Origin of the sequence: Nocardioides sp. B-3 (assembly GCF_024703895.1) — a bacterium.
GTDB lineage: Bacteria > Actinomycetota > Actinomycetes > Propionibacteriales > Nocardioidaceae > Nocardioides.
Window position 1 is genome coordinate 2,816,791 of the sequence record NZ_CP087968.1, and the last position, 16,091, is coordinate 2,832,881.

Annotated in this window: 16 protein-coding genes and 5 pseudogenes; all 21 read left to right on the forward strand. The window is 69.5% G+C overall.

The window, feature by feature from the left end:
- Nucleotides 1–57 precede the first annotated feature (57 nt).
- Nucleotides 58–765, forward strand: a pseudogene (manB, locus tag LP418_RS18720) (phosphomannomutase/phosphoglucomutase); the annotation flags it as partial.
- A gap of 166 nt (nt 766–931) precedes the next feature.
- Nucleotides 932–1,606, forward strand: coding sequence for a Trm112 family protein (locus LP418_RS33835; RefSeq protein WP_442940284.1), 675 nt, complete (start codon nt 932–934; stop codon nt 1,604–1,606).
- Nucleotides 1,607–1,727: 121 nt separating this feature from the next.
- The gene (locus LP418_RS18740; RefSeq protein WP_257953198.1) at nt 1,728–2,411 is read left to right on the forward strand and encodes a hypothetical protein; all 684 of its coding nucleotides are present in this window, start codon (nt 1,728–1,730) and stop codon (nt 2,409–2,411) included.
- Nucleotides 2,412–2,748: 337 nt separating this feature from the next.
- Nucleotides 2,749–2,958: pseudogene (locus LP418_RS18745) on the forward strand (DUF808 family protein); the annotation flags it as partial.
- 85 nt (nt 2,959–3,043) lie between these two features.
- Nucleotides 3,044–3,421, forward strand: a pseudogene (locus LP418_RS18750) (DUF808 family protein); the annotation flags it as partial.
- 124 nt (nt 3,422–3,545) lie between these two features.
- The gene (locus LP418_RS18755) at nt 3,546–3,716 is read left to right on the forward strand and encodes a hypothetical protein (protein ID WP_257953199.1); all 171 of its coding nucleotides are present in this window, start codon (nt 3,546–3,548) and stop codon (nt 3,714–3,716) included.
- Between the two features lie 133 nt (nt 3,717–3,849).
- A pseudogene (gene ahcY / locus LP418_RS18760) lies at nt 3,850–5,318 on the forward strand (adenosylhomocysteinase).
- A gap of 15 nt (nt 5,319–5,333) precedes the next feature.
- Nucleotides 5,334–6,032: an MtrAB system response regulator MtrA gene (gene mtrA, locus LP418_RS18765; protein ID WP_442939950.1), complete on the forward strand. Its 699-nt coding sequence runs from the start codon at nt 5,334–5,336 to the stop codon at nt 6,030–6,032.
- A 7-nt stretch (nt 6,033–6,039) separates the two neighbouring features.
- Nucleotides 6,040–7,425 carry a HAMP domain-containing protein gene (locus tag LP418_RS18770; protein WP_257953201.1) on the forward strand — a complete coding sequence of 462 codons (1,386 nt, stop codon included), beginning with the start codon at nt 6,040–6,042 and terminating at the stop codon, nt 7,423–7,425.
- On the forward strand, nt 7,322–8,134 hold the full coding sequence (locus LP418_RS18775; RefSeq protein WP_257957098.1) for an ATP-binding protein: 813 nt from the start codon (nt 7,322–7,324) through the stop codon (nt 8,132–8,134). The genes LP418_RS18770 and LP418_RS18775 overlap by 104 nt, the downstream gene beginning before the upstream one ends.
- Before the next feature lie 10 nt (nt 8,135–8,144).
- Entirely contained in the window at nt 8,145–8,402 is a 258-nt protein-coding gene (locus LP418_RS18780; protein ID WP_257953202.1) for a hypothetical protein, read from the forward strand.
- A 10-nt stretch (nt 8,403–8,412) separates the two neighbouring features.
- Entirely contained in the window at nt 8,413–9,408 is a 996-nt protein-coding gene (locus LP418_RS18785) for an LpqB family beta-propeller domain-containing protein (protein ID WP_257953203.1), read from the forward strand.
- A 206-nt stretch (nt 9,409–9,614) separates the two neighbouring features.
- The gene (locus LP418_RS18790) at nt 9,615–10,202 is read left to right on the forward strand and encodes a ComF family protein (RefSeq protein WP_257953204.1); all 588 of its coding nucleotides are present in this window, start codon (nt 9,615–9,617) and stop codon (nt 10,200–10,202) included.
- Nucleotides 10,203–10,543: 341 nt separating this feature from the next.
- Entirely contained in the window at nt 10,544–11,023 is a 480-nt protein-coding gene (gene hpf, locus LP418_RS18795) for a ribosome hibernation-promoting factor, HPF/YfiA family (protein WP_336275756.1), read from the forward strand.
- On the forward strand, nt 11,020–11,163 hold the full coding sequence (locus tag LP418_RS31160) for a sigma 54 modulation/S30EA ribosomal C-terminal domain-containing protein (protein WP_336275757.1): 144 nt from the start codon (nt 11,020–11,022) through the stop codon (nt 11,161–11,163). Before hpf ends, LP418_RS31160 begins: the two co-directional genes overlap by 4 nt.
- A gap of 74 nt (nt 11,164–11,237) precedes the next feature.
- Entirely contained in the window at nt 11,238–11,921 is a 684-nt protein-coding gene (locus LP418_RS18800) for a response regulator (protein WP_257953205.1), read from the forward strand.
- 9 nt (nt 11,922–11,930) lie between these two features.
- The gene (locus LP418_RS31165) at nt 11,931–12,131 is read left to right on the forward strand and encodes a hypothetical protein (protein ID WP_336275758.1); all 201 of its coding nucleotides are present in this window, start codon (nt 11,931–11,933) and stop codon (nt 12,129–12,131) included.
- Nucleotides 12,095–13,156: a winged helix-turn-helix domain-containing protein gene (locus LP418_RS18805; protein WP_336275759.1), complete on the forward strand. Its 1,062-nt coding sequence runs from the start codon at nt 12,095–12,097 to the stop codon at nt 13,154–13,156. The genes LP418_RS31165 and LP418_RS18805 overlap by 37 nt, the downstream gene beginning before the upstream one ends.
- Before the next feature lie 248 nt (nt 13,157–13,404).
- Nucleotides 13,405–14,304, forward strand: a pseudogene (locus LP418_RS33840) (preprotein translocase subunit SecA); the annotation flags it as partial.
- Nucleotides 14,305–14,741: 437 nt separating this feature from the next.
- Nucleotides 14,742–15,830, forward strand: a complete 1,089-nt coding sequence (locus tag LP418_RS33845) for a preprotein translocase subunit SecA (protein ID WP_442940285.1) — start codon at nt 14,742–14,744, stop codon at nt 15,828–15,830.
- On the forward strand, nt 15,827–16,087 hold the full coding sequence (locus LP418_RS18815) for an SEC-C metal-binding domain-containing protein (protein ID WP_257953206.1): 261 nt from the start codon (nt 15,827–15,829) through the stop codon (nt 16,085–16,087). The genes LP418_RS33845 and LP418_RS18815 overlap by 4 nt, the downstream gene beginning before the upstream one ends.
- Nucleotides 16,088–16,091 lie beyond the last annotated feature (4 nt).

Consider the following 16,091-nt stretch of genomic DNA (forward strand, 5'->3'; position numbering starts at 1 on the left):
GGTGCAACGACGGGCCGCGGCGTACGCGCCAGGGATCGCCCTGACTACGCTTCTCGCATGCCAACGAGCTCCAGCACGCTGGACCCTGCCAACATCAATGCGATCTTCAAGGCGTACGACGTCCGCGGCACCGTCCCGGACCAGCTGGACCACCAGCTGGCCGAGGCCACTGGCAAAGCTTTCGTCGAGGTGATCGACCCCGGGACCATCGTGATCGGCTACGACATGCGCCCCAGCTCGCCCGAGCTGGCGGGGGCGTTCGCCAAGGGTGCGACCGAGGCCGGTGCCGATGTGATCATGATCGGACTGGCGTCGACCGACCAGCTCTACTTCGCGTCCGGCCACCTCGGCCACGCGGGCGTGATGTTCACCGCCAGTCACAACCCGGCGCAGTACAACGGCATGAAGATGTGCCGCGCGGGCGCCACCCCGATCGGCACGGACACCGGTCTCGCCGACATCGCCGCCTCGGTCTCGCGCGGGGGTCACAAGCCCGCGCCCAACGTCGGGAGCGTCACCCGGGAGGACGTCCTCGAGGCGTACGCCGCACACCTCCTGTCCCTCGCCCCGGTGACGGGGAGACGGCTGAAGATCGTCATCGATGCCGGCAACGGCATGGCGGGCCTGACGGCACCGACCGTGTTCGGGCGGCTGGGGGAGGACCTCGTCGAGGTCGTGCCGATGTACTTCGAGCTCGACGGCACCTTCCCCAACCACGAAGCCAACCCGATCGAGCCGGCCAACCCGGTCGACCTGCAGAAGCGCGTGCTCGCCGAGGGAGCCGACATCGGTCTCGCGTTCGACGGCGACGCCGACCGCTGCTTCCCCGGTCGACGAGCGAGGACAAGCGGTCAGCCCCTCCACCCTGACCGGCCTGATCGCGGCCCGCGAGCTCGCCAAGGAGCCCGGCTCCACGATCATCCACAACCTGATCACCAGCCGCGCCGTCCCCGAGCTCGTCACCGAGCTCGGCGGGAAGCCGGTTCGCACGCGGGTGGGTCACTCCTACATCAAGGCCACGATGGCCGAGACGGGCGCGATCTTCGGCGGCGAGCACAGCGGCCACTTCTACTTCCGCGACTTCTGGAGGGCCGACTCGGGCATGCTCGCCGCGCTGCACGCCCCGGCCGCCCCGGCGGAGACCGACCAGCCGCTGAGCGGGTTGCTGTCGGCGTACGAACGCTATGTCGTCAGTGGCGAGATCAACTCGACCGTGACCGACCAGGGCGAGCATCGTCGACGGCCCGGAGAAGCAGTTCGCGGGCGCCGACGGCGTCAGCACCGACCGCCTCGACGGGCTCACCGTCAGCCACGACGACTGGTGGTTCAACGTCCGCCCGTCCAACACCGAACCGCTGCTGCGGCTCAACGCCGAGGGCCGCGACCGTGCGACCATGCAGCGAGTGCGCGACGAGATCCTCACCATCATCAGGAGTGCCTCATGAACATCGACCGGGGTCTGCTGGACATCATCGTCTGCCCCGACTGCCACGGAGACCTCAAGGCAGAAGCCGCAGAGCTCGTCTGTACGGCGTGCGGGCTGGCCTATCCGGTCCGAGACGACATCCCCGTCCTGCTCGTCGACGAGGCGCGCAAGCCCGGCTGATCCGCCCGATCGGAAGAGAGTCGTCATGGCGTCCCGGTTCGACGAGTCCCGTCTCGACGACGAGCGCGCGCTCGCCTCGATCGACGTTCGCCTGCGCGCCTTGGCCGAGAGCGGAGCGCGGGTGCGCCGCGAGTCGCACGATGCCGAAGCGGCCACCGCCGAGGCGATCGCCCGCGACAAGATGGCGTCCCGGCCGCGTGCCGTGATCGCCGCCGGTCCGGACTCACGACTGCTCCGCGCCGTGCTCGAACCGTGGTGCCCGGTCCCGTTCGTCGCTCGGCCCGGTCCGGCGCTGCCCGGCTGGGCGGGCAGCCTCGACTGGGTGGTGATGCTGGCGCCCGAGGGCTCCGACACCGGCTCCGCGTCGGCGGTCGCCGAGGCCGTACGCCGCGGGGCGCAGGTGGTCGTGGCGTGCCCGCCGACCTCGCTGGTGGCCGACCACGCCGCCGGTCGCTACACGACGATCCTGCCGACGGTGACCGGCGACCAGCTGGCCACCGCGGTGGTGATGCTCGACTACCTCGAGCAGGTCGGGCTCGGCCCGCGCGCCGACTCCGAGTCCGTGGCCACGGCCCCGGACGAGGTGGCGATGTCGTGCTCGCCGCACCGCGACCCGGCGGTCAACCCGGCCAAGATGCTGGCCATCGCCCCGGCCGACGCCACCCCGATCGTGTGGGGCGGCTCTGTGCTGGCCGCGCGCGGCCCGTCGCGTGGCCGAGTCGCTGCGCCGCTCGAGCGGTCGCGGCGCCCTCGCCGCCGACGCCGAGCACCTGCTGCCGCTGCTCGAAGCGGCCCGGCAGCGTGACGTCTTCGCCGACCCGTTCGCCGACGACGGGGGAGACCTGCGACCGCTGCTGGTGGTCCTCGACGACGGTGCCGACGACCCGGTCGTCCGCGAGCAGCGCGGCCGGCTCCGGCGGCGGCGGCGGGTCGCGGCGTACGCGTCGAGACCCTCACCGCCGAGGCCGAGACCGAGGTCGCGCGCTACGCCTCCCTCATGCTGCAGGGGACCTACGCCGCGGAGTACCTCCGCCTCGGCCTCGTCGACGACTGAGCGGTCGATAGGCTGCGCGCGTGACCGACGTGAGGGAGATCGCCTGATGGCCGCAGGACTGTTCGCCCTGCTCGACGACGTTGCGGCGATGGCGAAGCTCGCGGCCGCATCCGTCGACGACATCGGCGCGGCCGCCGGTCGTGCGAGCGCCAAGGCCGCCGGTGTGGTGGTCGACGACACGGCGGTGACCCCGCAGTTCCTCGAGGGCTCCGCCGCCGAGCGCGAGCTGCCGATCATCAAGCAGATCGCCATCGGCTCCCTGCGCAACAAGCTGCTCTTCATCCTGCCCGCCGCGCTGATCCTCAGTCAGTTCGCGCCCCGGCTGCTGCCGATCCTGCTCATCTTCGGTGGCACGTTCCCCGGCCTACGAAGGCGCCCACAAGGTGTGGGAGAAGGTCAGCGGTCACGAGGAGCACCTCGAGGAGGCCGTCGAGGAGCTGGCCACCAAGGGCGTCATGACGCCCGAGCACGAGAAGGAGACGGTGGCCGGTGCGATCCGCACCGACTTCATCCTCTCGGCCGAGATCATGGTGATCGCGCTCAAGGAGGTCGTGGACTCCTCGCCCGACGCGGGCTTCGTCAGCAGGGCCGCGATCCTGATCGTGGTCGCCCTGTTCATCACCGTCGCCGTCTACGGCTTCGTCGCCCTCCTCGTGAAGATGGACGACATCGGCGTGCACCTCGCGACCAAGTCGTCCTCGTTCTCCCAGAAGCTCGGTCACGCACTCGTCACCGGCATGCCCAAGGTGCTCTCGGTCATCTCGATCATCGGCACCGCCGCGATGCTCTGGGTCGGTGGCCACATCCTGCTGATCAGCCCTGGACGAGCTGTCCACGTCGCTCAGCGGCACCACGGCCGACGTGCTGCACGCGCCGTACAGCTGGGTGCACCACCTCGAGGAGGACGTCCACCACGCCCTCGGTTCGATCGGCGCCGTCGCCGGCTGGTTGACCAACACGGTGCTCTCCGCGCTGGTCGGGATCGTGGTCGGCGCGATCGTGGTTGCGGTGATGAACGTGCTGCCATTCGGCCACGGCGAAAAGGCCGCTCACTGACCCTCGCGGCACACCCCGCGAGGATTCTGTGATTGCGAGACAGCAGTCCTACGCTTCTGATGTCCGCGCGGGAGATCCCCGACGATGCACAGACGTGCGGCGCAGACGCGCTCCACAGACTTCAGGAGACACGATGGACTTCAAGGTTGCCGACCTCAGCCTCGCGGACTTCGGCCGCAAGGAACTCACCCTCGCCGAGCACGAGATGCCCGGCCTCGTCTCGCTTCGCACGACGTACGCCGACGCGCAGCCGCTCAAGGGCGCGCGCATCGCCGGTTCGCTGCACATGACGATCCAGACCGGTGTCCTCATCGAGACCCTCGTCGCCCTCGGCGCCGACGTCCGCTGGGCCACCTGCAACATCTTCTCGACCCAGGGACCACGCCGCTGCCGCGGTCGTCGTCGGCCGCCCCGAGACCGGTGGCACGGCGGAGGACCCGAAGGGCACCCCCGTCTTCGCGTGGAAGGGCGAGAGCCCGGCGGAGTACTGGGACGAGGCCGAGAAGGTCTTCGACTTCCGTGACGAGGCCGGCAACCTGATCGGCCCCAACATGCTGCTCGACGACGGTGGCGACATCACGATGCTCCTCCACCTCGGCGTCGAGTTCGAGAAGGCCGGCGCTGTTCCCGGTCAGGACTCCACCGAGAACGAGGAGTTCAAGGAGGTGCTGCGCGTCCCGGCTCGCTCCCTCGAGAACAACCCGTCGCACTGGACCGGCATCGCCAACGAGATCAAGGGTGTCTCCGAGGAGACCACCACCGGCGTGCTCCGTCTCTACGACCGCTTCAAGGAGGGCTCGCTCCTCTTCCCGGCGATCAACGTCAACGACTCGGTCACCAAGTCGAAGTTCGACAACAAGTACGGCTGCCGCCACTCCCTGATCGACGGCATCAACCGCGGCACCGACGTCATGATCGGCGGCAAGGTTGCCGTCGTGTGTGGCTACGGCGACGTGGGCAAGGGCTCCGCCGAGTCGCTCCGCGGCCGGGGGCGCTCGCGTGATCATCACCGAGATCGACCCGATCTGCGCGCTGCAGGCGGCGATGGACGGCTACGAGGTCAAGCGCCTCGAGTCGGTCGTCGAGACCGCCGACATCTTCATCACCACGACGGGCAACTTCGACATCATCAAGGTCGAGCACTTCGAGAAGATGAAGCACCGGGCGATCGTCGGCAACATCGGCCACTTCGACAACGAGATCGACATGGCCGGCCCGGCCAAGATCCCGGGCATCGTCAAGGACGAGATCAAGCCGCAGGTCCACCAGTGGATCTTCCCTCCCAAGGATGGAGCAGAGGGCAAGAAGGTCATCGTGCTGTCCGAGGGCCGTCTGCTCAACCTCGGCAACGCGACCGGGCACCCGTCCTTCGTGATGTCCAACTCCTTCACCAACCAGTGCTGGCCCAGATCGAGCTCTTCACCAAGACCGAGGAATACCCGGTGGGCGTCTACGTCCTGCCCAAGCACCTCGACGAGGAGGTCGCCCGGCTGCACCTCGACGCCCTCGGTGTCGAGCTGACCGTCCTCACCCGGGGAGCAGGCCGACTACCTCGGCGTGCCGGTCGAAGGCCCGTTCAAGTCCGACGCGTACCGCTACTGAGGCAGACTTGCCCGCATGAGCATGACCGAGCAGCCCACGAGGGGCAGCGTCCCGGTGGTGGACGACGATTCGTCGTTGGCCGAGATGCTGTCCATCGTGCTGCGCCGGGAAGGCTTCGATAGCCGGATCGTCACGCGTGGCGACGAGGCCCTCGAAGCCTTCCGCAGCTTCCGTCCTGACCTGGTCCTGCTGGACCTGATGCTGCCGGGCAAGGACGGCATCGACGTCTGCAAGGAGATCCGCGCCGAGTCCGGCGTGCCGATCGTGATGCTGACGGCCAAGGGCGACACGATCGACGTCGTCCCGGGGCTGGAGTCCGGCGCCGACGACTACATCGTGAAGCCGTTCAAGCCCAAGGAGCTCGTGGCTCGCATCCGCGCCCGGGTGCGCCGCAACGATGCTCCCACCAGTGAGTCGTTGACCATCGGCGACCTCACGATCGACGTCTCCGGGCACTCCGTGACCCGCGCCGGCAAGCCGGTCAACCTGACGCCGCTCGAGTTCGACCTGCTCGTGTGCCCGGCCCGCAAGCCGTGGCAGGTCTTCACGCGCGAGGTGCTGCTCGAGCAGGTGTGGGGCTACCGCCACAGCGCCGACACCCGCTTGGTCAATGTGCACGTCCAACGTCTCCGGTCCAAGGTCGAGCACGACCCGGAGAACCCCGAGATCGTGGTGACGGTCCGGGGCGTGGGATACAAGGCTGGTACGGCGTAGGCCGATCATGTTCACCCCGCCGGCAGGGCCTCGGGCCAGCACCACGTTGGATCGCGCGAGTCACGGCATCCGCCGCGCACTCACGTTCTGGCGGCGTTCCATCCGGGCCCGGGTCGTGGCGAGCACGGTCCTGCTCTCGGCGATCGTCGTCGGGATCGTCGGCGCCTTCCTCATGCAGCAGACCCGCGACGGCTCGGTGGACAACCGCGTCGACCGGGTGATCGCCGAGGCCGAGAACGAGACCGCTGATGCTCGCAAGAAGCTGTCCGCGACCCCGGGCATCGAGGTCGACGTCTCGGGACAGCTGGACGACCTGATCCTGCCGATCATCAACCGGGGCGCCTCGCGCGGGTTCGCCGCGATCCTCTCGCCCGCTGTGGACGCGGGCGGCCGGCTCTCCGGCGGTGGTGCGAAGTTCACCCGGGGCCTCGACACGCAGAGCGTCCCGGAGTCGCTGCAGCAGCACTTCGAGGGCACCGCGTCGACCGCGTGGGCGTTCACCAGCATCGACACCACCCGGGCCATCCCCGGGCTCCCCGAGGGGCCGGGGATCGTCGTCGGCAGCCGGGTGACCCTGCCGGCCGACAACAACACCTACACCATCTACTACCTCTACTCCCTCGACGAGGAGCGCGAGACGCTCGCCCCGGTCGGGCGCGCACTGGTGACCGCCGGGGCGCTGCTCCTGCTGCTCGTCGCCGGGCTGGCGTGGCTGGTCGCGCGCCGGGTGGTGACCCCGGTGCGGATGGCTCGCCGCGTTGCGGAGCGGCTCGCGGCCGGTCACCTCCGGGAGCGCCTGCGGGTGACCGGGGAGGACGACCTCGCCCGGCTCGCGACGTCCTTCAACCAGATGGCCAGCAACCTGCAGAAGCAGATCCGCCAGCTCGAGGAGCTGAGCCGGCTCCAGCGCCGGTTCGTCTCCGACGTCTCCCACGAGCTGCGTACGCCGCTGACGACCGTGCGGATGGCCGGCGACGTGCTCCACGACGCGCGCCGGTTTCGAGCCCGGCACGGCCCGCGCCGCGGAGCTGCTGCAGACCGAGCTCGACCGCTTCGAGCGGCTTCTCGCCGACCTGCTCGAGATCAGCCGTTTCGACGCCGGCGCTGCCGTGCTCGAGGCCGACGACGTCAACCTCGTCGATGTCGCCCACCGCGTGGCCGACACGACGCGGGCACTGGCCGACCAGCGCGACACCCGGGTGATCGTGGACGGCCCCGACCATCCGTGCACGGCGGAGGCCGACGTGCGCCGCGTCGAGCGGATCGTGCGCAACCTCGTCACCAACGCCATCGACCACGCCGAGTCCCGCGACATCCACATCCTCGTCGGCGGCGACGAGCACTCGGCGGCGATCGCCGTCCGCGACCACGGCGTGGGTCTGGGCCCGGGTGAGTCGGCCATGGTGTTCAACCGCTTCTGGCGGGCCGACCCGGCCCGGGCGCGCACCAGCGGTGGCACGGGTCTCGGCCTGTCCATCTCCCCTGGAGGACACCCACCTGCACGGCGGTTGGCTCCGGGCCCGGGGCCGACCGGGCGAGGGCTCGCAGTTCCGGCTGACGCTGCCGCGCCAGCTGAGCCAGCCGTTGCGCCACAGTCCGCTCCCGCTGGTGCCCCTCGACGCCAAGGAGACCGCATGACCAACGTCCCGGCCCGCCTGTCGCTCACACTGTGCGCAGCGTTCCTCGCCACCGCGTGCGTCCGCATGCCCAGCGAGGGTCCGGTCACCGAGGTCGACACCGAGGCGTCCGGCACGACGACACCGGGCACCTACGACTACGACCCGCAGCCGCCGCAGGAGGGGGAGACGCCGACCGAGATCGTCGCCGGCTTCCTCGAGGCGATGAAGGCGACGCCCAGCCGGACCAACGTCGCCAGCCAGTTCCTCACGCCCGGTGCCCGCCAGCGCTGGGCGCCGGACCAGAAGATCGTGACCTATGCCGACTTCGACGACCCGGTCGGCGACCAGCTGGTGACCGTGCCGTTGTTCGGCATCGAGGAATACGACTCCCGCGGTGCCCGGCAGCAGTCGCGCGACGGTGCGGTGGTGGACTTCGACCTCACGCTCCAGGGACGGCCAGTGGCGCATCGACGGCCTGCCTGACGCCTTGATCGTGCCGGCCACGTGGTTCGAGGACTTCTTCCGCCGGATGTCGCTCTACTTCTTCGACCCGACCGCGCAGATCCTCGTCCCCGAACCGGTCTTCGTCCCCTCGGGCGAGCAGCTCGCCTCCTCGCTGGTGGGTGGTCTGCTCGACGACCCGACCTCCGACCCCCGCATCACCCGGACGTTCATGCCGCCGGGCTTCACCTACGACCTCTCGGTTCCGATCACGGCCGCCGGCATCGCCGAGGTCACCCCAGGTCGGTGACGAGGCCGCGGTGACCGACGAGGTGCGGCAACGGATCCTCACCCAGTTGGTGTGGACGATGCGGCAGGAGCAGCGGATCCGGGCGGTCCGGCTCGCCATCGGTGACGAGGAGCAGGGCCTCTCGGGCAACCCCACGCAGGTCAACCTCGACGTCGGCGAGGTGTTCGACCCCACCGGCGCGCAGGCGAGTGCAGACCTGTTCGGCCCGGTCGACGGCCCGGTGGTGCGCGGGTCGATCGACTCGCTGTCCGCCACGTCGGGGCCGATGGGCGTCGACCAGCTGGGGGTGCGCTCGATCGGCGTCAACCCGGCCGGCGACCGCGTGGCCGGCATCTCCGGCGACGGCAGGAGCGTGCTCGTCGCGCCGGTCGAGGGCGAGGGCAGCGCCGTGGAGGTGGCCAGCAGCGCCCGCAACCTCCTCGCTCCCGCCCGGGACTTCGCCGACCGCATCTGGCTCGCGGACCGTGCCGGTGGCAGCGCCGTGATCAGCGTCGTCGCCGGTGGGCAGCCGGCCCGGCAGATCGTGGTGCCCGGGGTGAGCGGTCGTGACATCCGGCACCTGCTCGTCTCTCGTGACGGCAGTCGCCCGGTCGCTGTCGTGCGTACGCCGAGGGGCGATCGTGTCTTCGCGAGCCGGATCCTGCACGGCGAGGCCGGGCGGGTGCTGCGCGCCAGCCGGGCCGTGGAGCTCGACTTCGAGCCCGACGCGGCCGACGAAGTGATCCGCGACATCGATTGGCGCTCGCCGACCGCGATCTCGGTGCTGACCGACAACGCGCAGGACCTCTCCCGGGTCGAGACGATCTCGGTGGAGGGCGCGCCCGGCGACCTCGGCATCCGGGGCGTGTCCAGGCTCCGCGGCGGTGCCGGACAGCTCGTGAGCTCGCCGGTCGAGGGCGTCGAGGTGTTCGCGGTGGCAGGCCAGTCCGTGAGCGACCTGACCGCCCCCGAGCGTCCGCTCGATCCGCTGCCCCGGGGACTCGCCTCCCTGACCTACGTCGGCTGAGGCGTTCTCCACAGCCAGCGAGAAGGTCCTTGTCCCGGGCCGTCGGCCCTGCTGCGATGGTGGGATGCGCGACGTCCTGCTCGACCTCGTCGTCGGCAGCGAGTGCGTGGGGTGCGCGGGGCCCGGGCGCATGCTGTGCGACCCGTGCCGCGCGAGCCTGCCGACGAGCGCGCGTCTGCTGGCCGCAGCCGACGCCGCCCGGGCTGGTGACCCCGTGGTCCGTGGCCGACTACGACGGCGCCGTACGCGCGATGATCGTCGGGCACAAGGACCGCGGCCAGTTCTGCCTTCCGGCGGGTGCTTGCGGACCTGCTCGCGACCTCCGTGCGTGCTGCCCTCGCCTCCTACGACGGACCGCTCGTCCCCGGTGCCCGTGCCGTCGCGACCCGGGTCCAGCCGACGGCGGGGCTACGACCCGATGGGCACGCTGGCTCGGCTCGCCGTCGCGAGCCTGCGGGCCGAGGCGTACGACGTGTCGCTGGCGCCACTCCTCGTCTCGAGCCGGCGCGTGGTGGACCGAGGCGGGGCTGTCGGCGGGCGAGCGGGCGCGCAACCCGGCGGGATCCATGTCGTGCCCTTCGCCTCCCGTGGCCCGGCTGGCGCGGCGACACGCGCGGGCGCGGGTGCTGATCTGCGACGACGTCCTGACGACCGGAGCGACGGCCGCCGAGGCGGGCCGGGCCCTGCGCGCCGTGGGCTGGGAGCCGGTCGCCCTCGCGACCGTGGCGGCGACGCGACGTCGCATTCCGGACCAAACGCGGGGATTCCTTTTGTCCCGGGCCAAGAGGGGCTAGCGTCGCTTCATGGAGTCCGTCCGGGTCCGTGGTTGCGTCATCCGGACCGGTGCGCGTGCACCACCCCCCGAGGGCAAGCCGATGCCAGTCGCAGGCGAAACGGCCCACGTAAGGCTGGCAACAGCCGATCACGGTGCGGCTTAGAAGTAAGTCCTGCCTCGGCGCCGCCGTCAGATACGGCGCTCGTCGGGAGAGGGCCGGTAGTGGCATTCAAGCTGCGAAAGCTCCCGCAGGCGATTGTGGGGACGAAGACCGGGTCGGCCGGGCGGGCTCCATCTCACCTTGCCAAACAGAGTGCAGGAGTGTGCGCGCAGTAGTAGCCCTGCTACAAGGAGGTTCACATGGATGTTGTGGTCACCGGCCGGCACTTCGAGGTGTCAGACAGGTTCCGTGAACATGTATCAGAAAAGCTCGCTCGGCTCGAGAAGCACGATCACAGGATCATTCGAGTCCGGGTCGAGGTCGAGGAGGAGAAGAACCCCCGACAACACGACCGCTCCATCAAGATCGAGCTGACCGCCTTCTCCAAGGGCCCGGTGATCCGCGCGGAGGCAGCAGCCGACGACAAGATGGGCGCGCTGGACCTCGCGCTCGACAAGATGGCCTCCCAGATGCGTCGCGCCGCAGACCGCCGCCGCGTGCACCGTGGCCGCCACACCCCGCAATCCGTCGGACAGGCCATGGCCGGCAGTGCTGACGCCATCCCGGTCACCAACGACGACGCCGACGAGGTCGTGACCGAACGCCGTGGGGACCGATCACGGTCACCGGCGACGGACCGCTCGTGGTGCGCGAGAAGTCGCACGCGGCCGCGCCGATGACCCTCGACACGGCCCTCTACGAGATGGAGCTCGTGGGCCACGACTTCTTCCTCTTCGTCGACAAGGAGAGCGAGAAGCCTTCGGTCGTCTATCGCCGTCGCGGCTACGACTACGGCGTCATCTCGCTCGACCCGGACTGAGCTGGACGGACCCACACGGCCCGACGGAGGGTCCGAGGGCGACCGGTCACGCCCGTGTCTGTCATGATGCGGGCGTGACCGAGGCAACAGGAACGCCGGGGACCGAACCCATCCGCGTGCTCGTGGTCGACGACCAAGAGCTCTTCCGTCGCGGCCTGACGATGCTGCTGGCGCAGGACGCCGATATCGAGGTCGTCGGGGAGGCCGCCGACGGCATCACCGGCACCGATCTGGCCGAGTCGCTCGCGCCCGATGTCGTGCTCCTCGACGTACGCATGCCGCGTCGCTCCGGCGTCGACGCCTGCCGGGCGATCAAGGAGGCCGTGCCCTCGGCCAAGATCATCATGCTCACCGTCTCCGACGAGGAGGGTGACCTCTACGAGACCGTCAAGAACGGTGCGTCGGGCTATCTCCTCAAGGACTCCTCCATCGAGGAGGTCGCGCAGGCGATCCGCGTGGTCAACGAGGGCCAGTCGCTGATCAGCCCGTCGATGGCGATCAAGCTGATCGACGAGTTCAAGCAGATGTCCAAGCCGGACAAGCAGCAGAACACCGCGCTCAAGCTCACCGAGCGCGAGCTCGAGGTGCTGCGGCTGGTCGCGCGCGGCCTGAACAACCGCGAGGTCGCCAAGGAGCTCTTCATCTCCGAGAACACCGTGAAGAACCACGTGCGCAACATCTTGGAGAAGCTGCAGCTGCACTCGCGCATGGAAGCCGTCATGTATGCCATGAAGGAAAAGCTTCTCGACCTGCCGTAGGTCCGGACGATGGAGTCGATCAGCAAGCTGCAGGCCCGCCGCATCGCGCTGGCCGCCCGGGGCTTCACGGACCGCACGCACGCGGCCCCGTCGATGAAGACGCTCGAACGCACGCTGGCTCGCACCGGCGTGCTCCGGGTCGACTCGGTCAACGTGCTGCAGCGCGCGACTTCATGCCGCTCTACTCGCGGATGGGCGACTACGACGTGAGTCTGTTGAGCCGGGCCGCGGGTGATCATGGCAAGCGGCCGCGCCGGATGGTGGAGTACTGGGCACACGTGCAGGCCTTCATGCCGGTCGACCTGTGGCCCGTCATGCAGCATCGGATGGACCGCTACCGCGGCGAGCGCGGCAAGTGGGGCTTCACCGCAGATCCCCTGCTGGAGCCACGGATCCCGGCCGCCGTCCGCGAGCGTGGGCCGGTGACCGCGCGCGGTCTCGACGAGGAATTCAGCGGTCCCCGGGTCAAGGAGCACTGGGGCTGGAACTGGTCCGACGCGCGCCGGGTCCCGGACTTCCTCTTCCTCACCGGCGACGTGGCCATCGCGGGCCGCACCAGCCAGTTCGAGGTGCTCTACGACGTGCCCGAGCGGGTGCTTCCCGCCGACGTGCTGACGCTGCCGACGCCCACCGGGGCGGAGGCGGACGTCGAGCTCGTACGCCGGGCCGCTCGCTCGCACGGTGTCGGGTCCGTCAAGTGCTTCGCGGACTACTACCGGATGCCGGTCGCGGACACCGGGGCCGCGGTCGACACGCTCGTCGAGACCGGCGAGCTCACCGCCGTACAGGTGCAGGGGTGGCGCAGACCTGCGTTCCTGCACGCGGACGCCAAGGTGCCGCGACGCGTCGGCGCCCGGGCCCTGCTGAGCCCCTTCGATCCCGTGGTGTGGGAGCGGGACCGGGCCGAGGCGCTGTTCGACTTCTTCTACCGCATCGAGATCTACGTCCCTGCCGCCAAGCGCGTCCACGGCTACTACGTCCTGCCGTTCCTGCTGGGCGACGCGATCGTCGCGCGGGTCGACCTGAAGGCAGACCGGGCCACCGGGCGGCTCCTCGTGAAGGGCGCGTACGGCGAAGCGGGAGCCCCCCGAGGAGACGGCCGAGGAGCTCGCGGCGGAGCTGGACAGGCTGGCCGGGTGGTTGCGGCTGATCGAGGTCGTGGTGGAACAGCGCGGGGATCTGGCGTCCGCACTCGCTGCCGCTTCGGCCACGGCTGGGTGGCGTGGGTAGCATGATCGACGGCCATCCGGCCGCCCCATTCTCTGCTTCACCCACTTCATACGGAGTCGCATCACCGTGCCTGCCATCATCGACAAGCTCCTCCGCATCGGCGAAGGCAAGATCCTGCGTCAGCTGGAGACGATCGCCAAGGCGGTCAACGCCATCGAGGACGACTTCGTCAAGATGACCGACGCCGACCTCCGTGGCCATGACCGGAGAGTTCAAGGAGCGGCTGGAGAAGGGCGAGACCCTCGACGACCTGATGCCCGAGGCGTTCGCGGTGGTCCGCGAGGCCTCCAAGCGCGTCATCGGCCAGCGGCACTACGACGTCCAGATCATGGGTGGCGCGGCGCTGCACCTCGGCAACATCGCCGAGATGAAGACCGGTGAGGGCAAGACCCTCGTCTCCACGCTCCCTGCCTACCTCAACGCGCTGTCCGGCAAGGGCGTGCACGTGGTCACGGTCAACGACTACCTCGCGAAGTACCACGCCGAGTGGATGGGTCGCATCCACCACTTCCTCGGCCTGACCACCGGCGTGATCCTGCCGAGCATGCGCCCCGACGAGCGTCGCGTCGCCTATGCCGCCGACATCACCTACGGCACGAACAACGAGCTCGGCTTCGACTACCTCCGCGACAACATGGCCGACGACCCGGCCGACTGTGTCCAGCGCGGGCACAACTTCGCCGTCGTCGACGAGGTGGACTCGATCCTGATCGACGAGGCCCGGACGCCTCTCATCATCAGCGGTCCGACCCGGGACGAGGTGAAGTGGTACGGCGAGTTCGCGACCATCGCCTCGTCGCTGCGCAAGGACGTCGACTACGAGGTCGACGAGAAGAAGCGCACCATCTCCGTCCTCGAGCCCGGCATCACCAAGGTGGAGGACCACCTCGGCATCGAGAACCTCTACGACTCGGTCAACACCCCGCTCATCTCGTTCCTGAACAACTCCATCAAGGCCAAGGAGCTGTTCCGCAACGACAAGGAATACGTCGTCATGGACGGCGAGGTGCTCATCGTCGACGAGCACACCGGCCGCATGCTGGCCGGGCGTCGTTACAACGACGGGCTCCACCGAGCGATCGAGGCCAAGGAGGGCGTGACCGTCCGCGAGGAGTACCAGACCCTCGCCACCGTCACCCTGCAGAACTACTTCCGCCTCTACGACAAGCTCTCCGGCATGACCGGTACGGCGATGACGGAGGCCAGCGAGTTCGACAAGATCTACAAGCTCGGGGTCGTGCCCATCCCGACCAACAAGCCGATGTCGCGCATCGACCGGGGGCGACCTCGTCTACCGCACCGAAGAGGCGAAGTACGACGCGGTCGTCGAGGACATCGCCGAGCGCAACGCGGTGGGCCAGCCGATCCCGGTCGGCACCGTCTCGGTCGAGAAGTCCGAGCTGCTCTCCGGCCTGCTGAAGAAGAAGGGCGTGCCGCACACCGTCCTCAACGCCAAGGTCCACGCCGACGAGGCGAAGATCGTCGCGATGGCCGGCCACAAGGGCGCGGTCACCGTGGCCACCAACATGGCCGGTCGAGGCACCGACATCATGCTCGGCGGCTCGGTGGAGTTCCTCGCCGACCGGGGAGCTGCGCAAGCAGGGCCCGGAGCCGACCGGTGAGACGGCCGAGGACTACGAGGCCAAGTGGGCCGAGACCCTCGAGTCGGTCAAGGCGACCGTCGCCAACGAGCACGACGAGGTCAAGGCCCTCGGCGGCCTCTACGTCGTCGGCACCGAGCGCCACGAGTCGCGCCGCATCGACAACCAGCTGCGCGGTCGCTCCGGCCGTCAGGGCGACCCGGGCGAGTCCCGGTTCTACCTGTCGCTGCAGGACGAGCTGATGCGCCTGTTCAAGTCCGACTGGGTCGACCGCATCCTGCAGGTCCTCAAGGTCCCCGACGACGTGCCGATCGAGAACAAGCGTGTCACCGGCGCCATCGCCAGCGCGCAGGGCCGGGTCGAGTCGCAGAACTTCGAGTCGCGCAAGAACGTCCTCAAGTACGACGACGTGATGAACCGCCAGCGCGAGGTCATCTACGGCGAGCGCCGTGGCGTGCTCGAGGGCGCTGACCTCGAGTCGCAGATCCGCAGCTTCGCAGACGACGTGATCGTCGGCTTCGTCACCGGCTCCACCGAGGGCTATGCGGAGGACTGGGACCTCGACGGCCTGTTCACCGCCCTGCACCAGACCTACCCGAGCGAGATGACCGCCGAGTCGGTCGTCAAGGCTGCCGGGGGTCGCGCCGGTCTGAGCCGCGAGGCGCTCATCGAGGACCTGAAGAAGGACATCCGGGCGGCGTACGACCGACGCGAGGCGGAGATGGGCGAGGAGGTGATGCGTGAGCTCGAGCGGCGCGTCATCCTGTCCGTGCTCGACCGCAAGTGGCGCGAGCACCTCTACGAGATGGACTACCTCCGTGAGGGCATCGGCCTGCGCGCCTACTCCCAGCGTGACCCGCTGGTGGAATACCAGCGCGAGGGCTTCGAGATGTTCTCCGCCATGATGGACGGCATCAAGGAGGAGTCGGTCGGCTTCCTGTTCAACCTCCGTGTCGAGGTCGAGGAGGAGGCTCCGGCCGACACCTTCACCGACGCCGACCGCCGGGGGAGCGCACCCGCGCTCGACCCGACGACGCCGCAGATCGACTTCCGCGCAGGCGCAGGCCCACGCGCATGACCACGATCACGATCACCCGCATGCTGCCCCGCAGATCCGGGCCAAGGGCCCGGAGCGCAAGGCGAGGCCGACCAACCTCAACTACTCCGCCCCCGAGCGAGGACGGCGAGGCCGAGGTGAAGGCCGCCCCGGTCGCCGACGACCCGTTCGCCGGCACCGGTCGCAACGAGAAGTGCCCCTGTGGCTCGGGCAAGAAGTACAAGCAGTGCCACGGTGCACCCGGCGGGGCCTCGGGTCACGCCACCGTCGGCGGCTGACGGC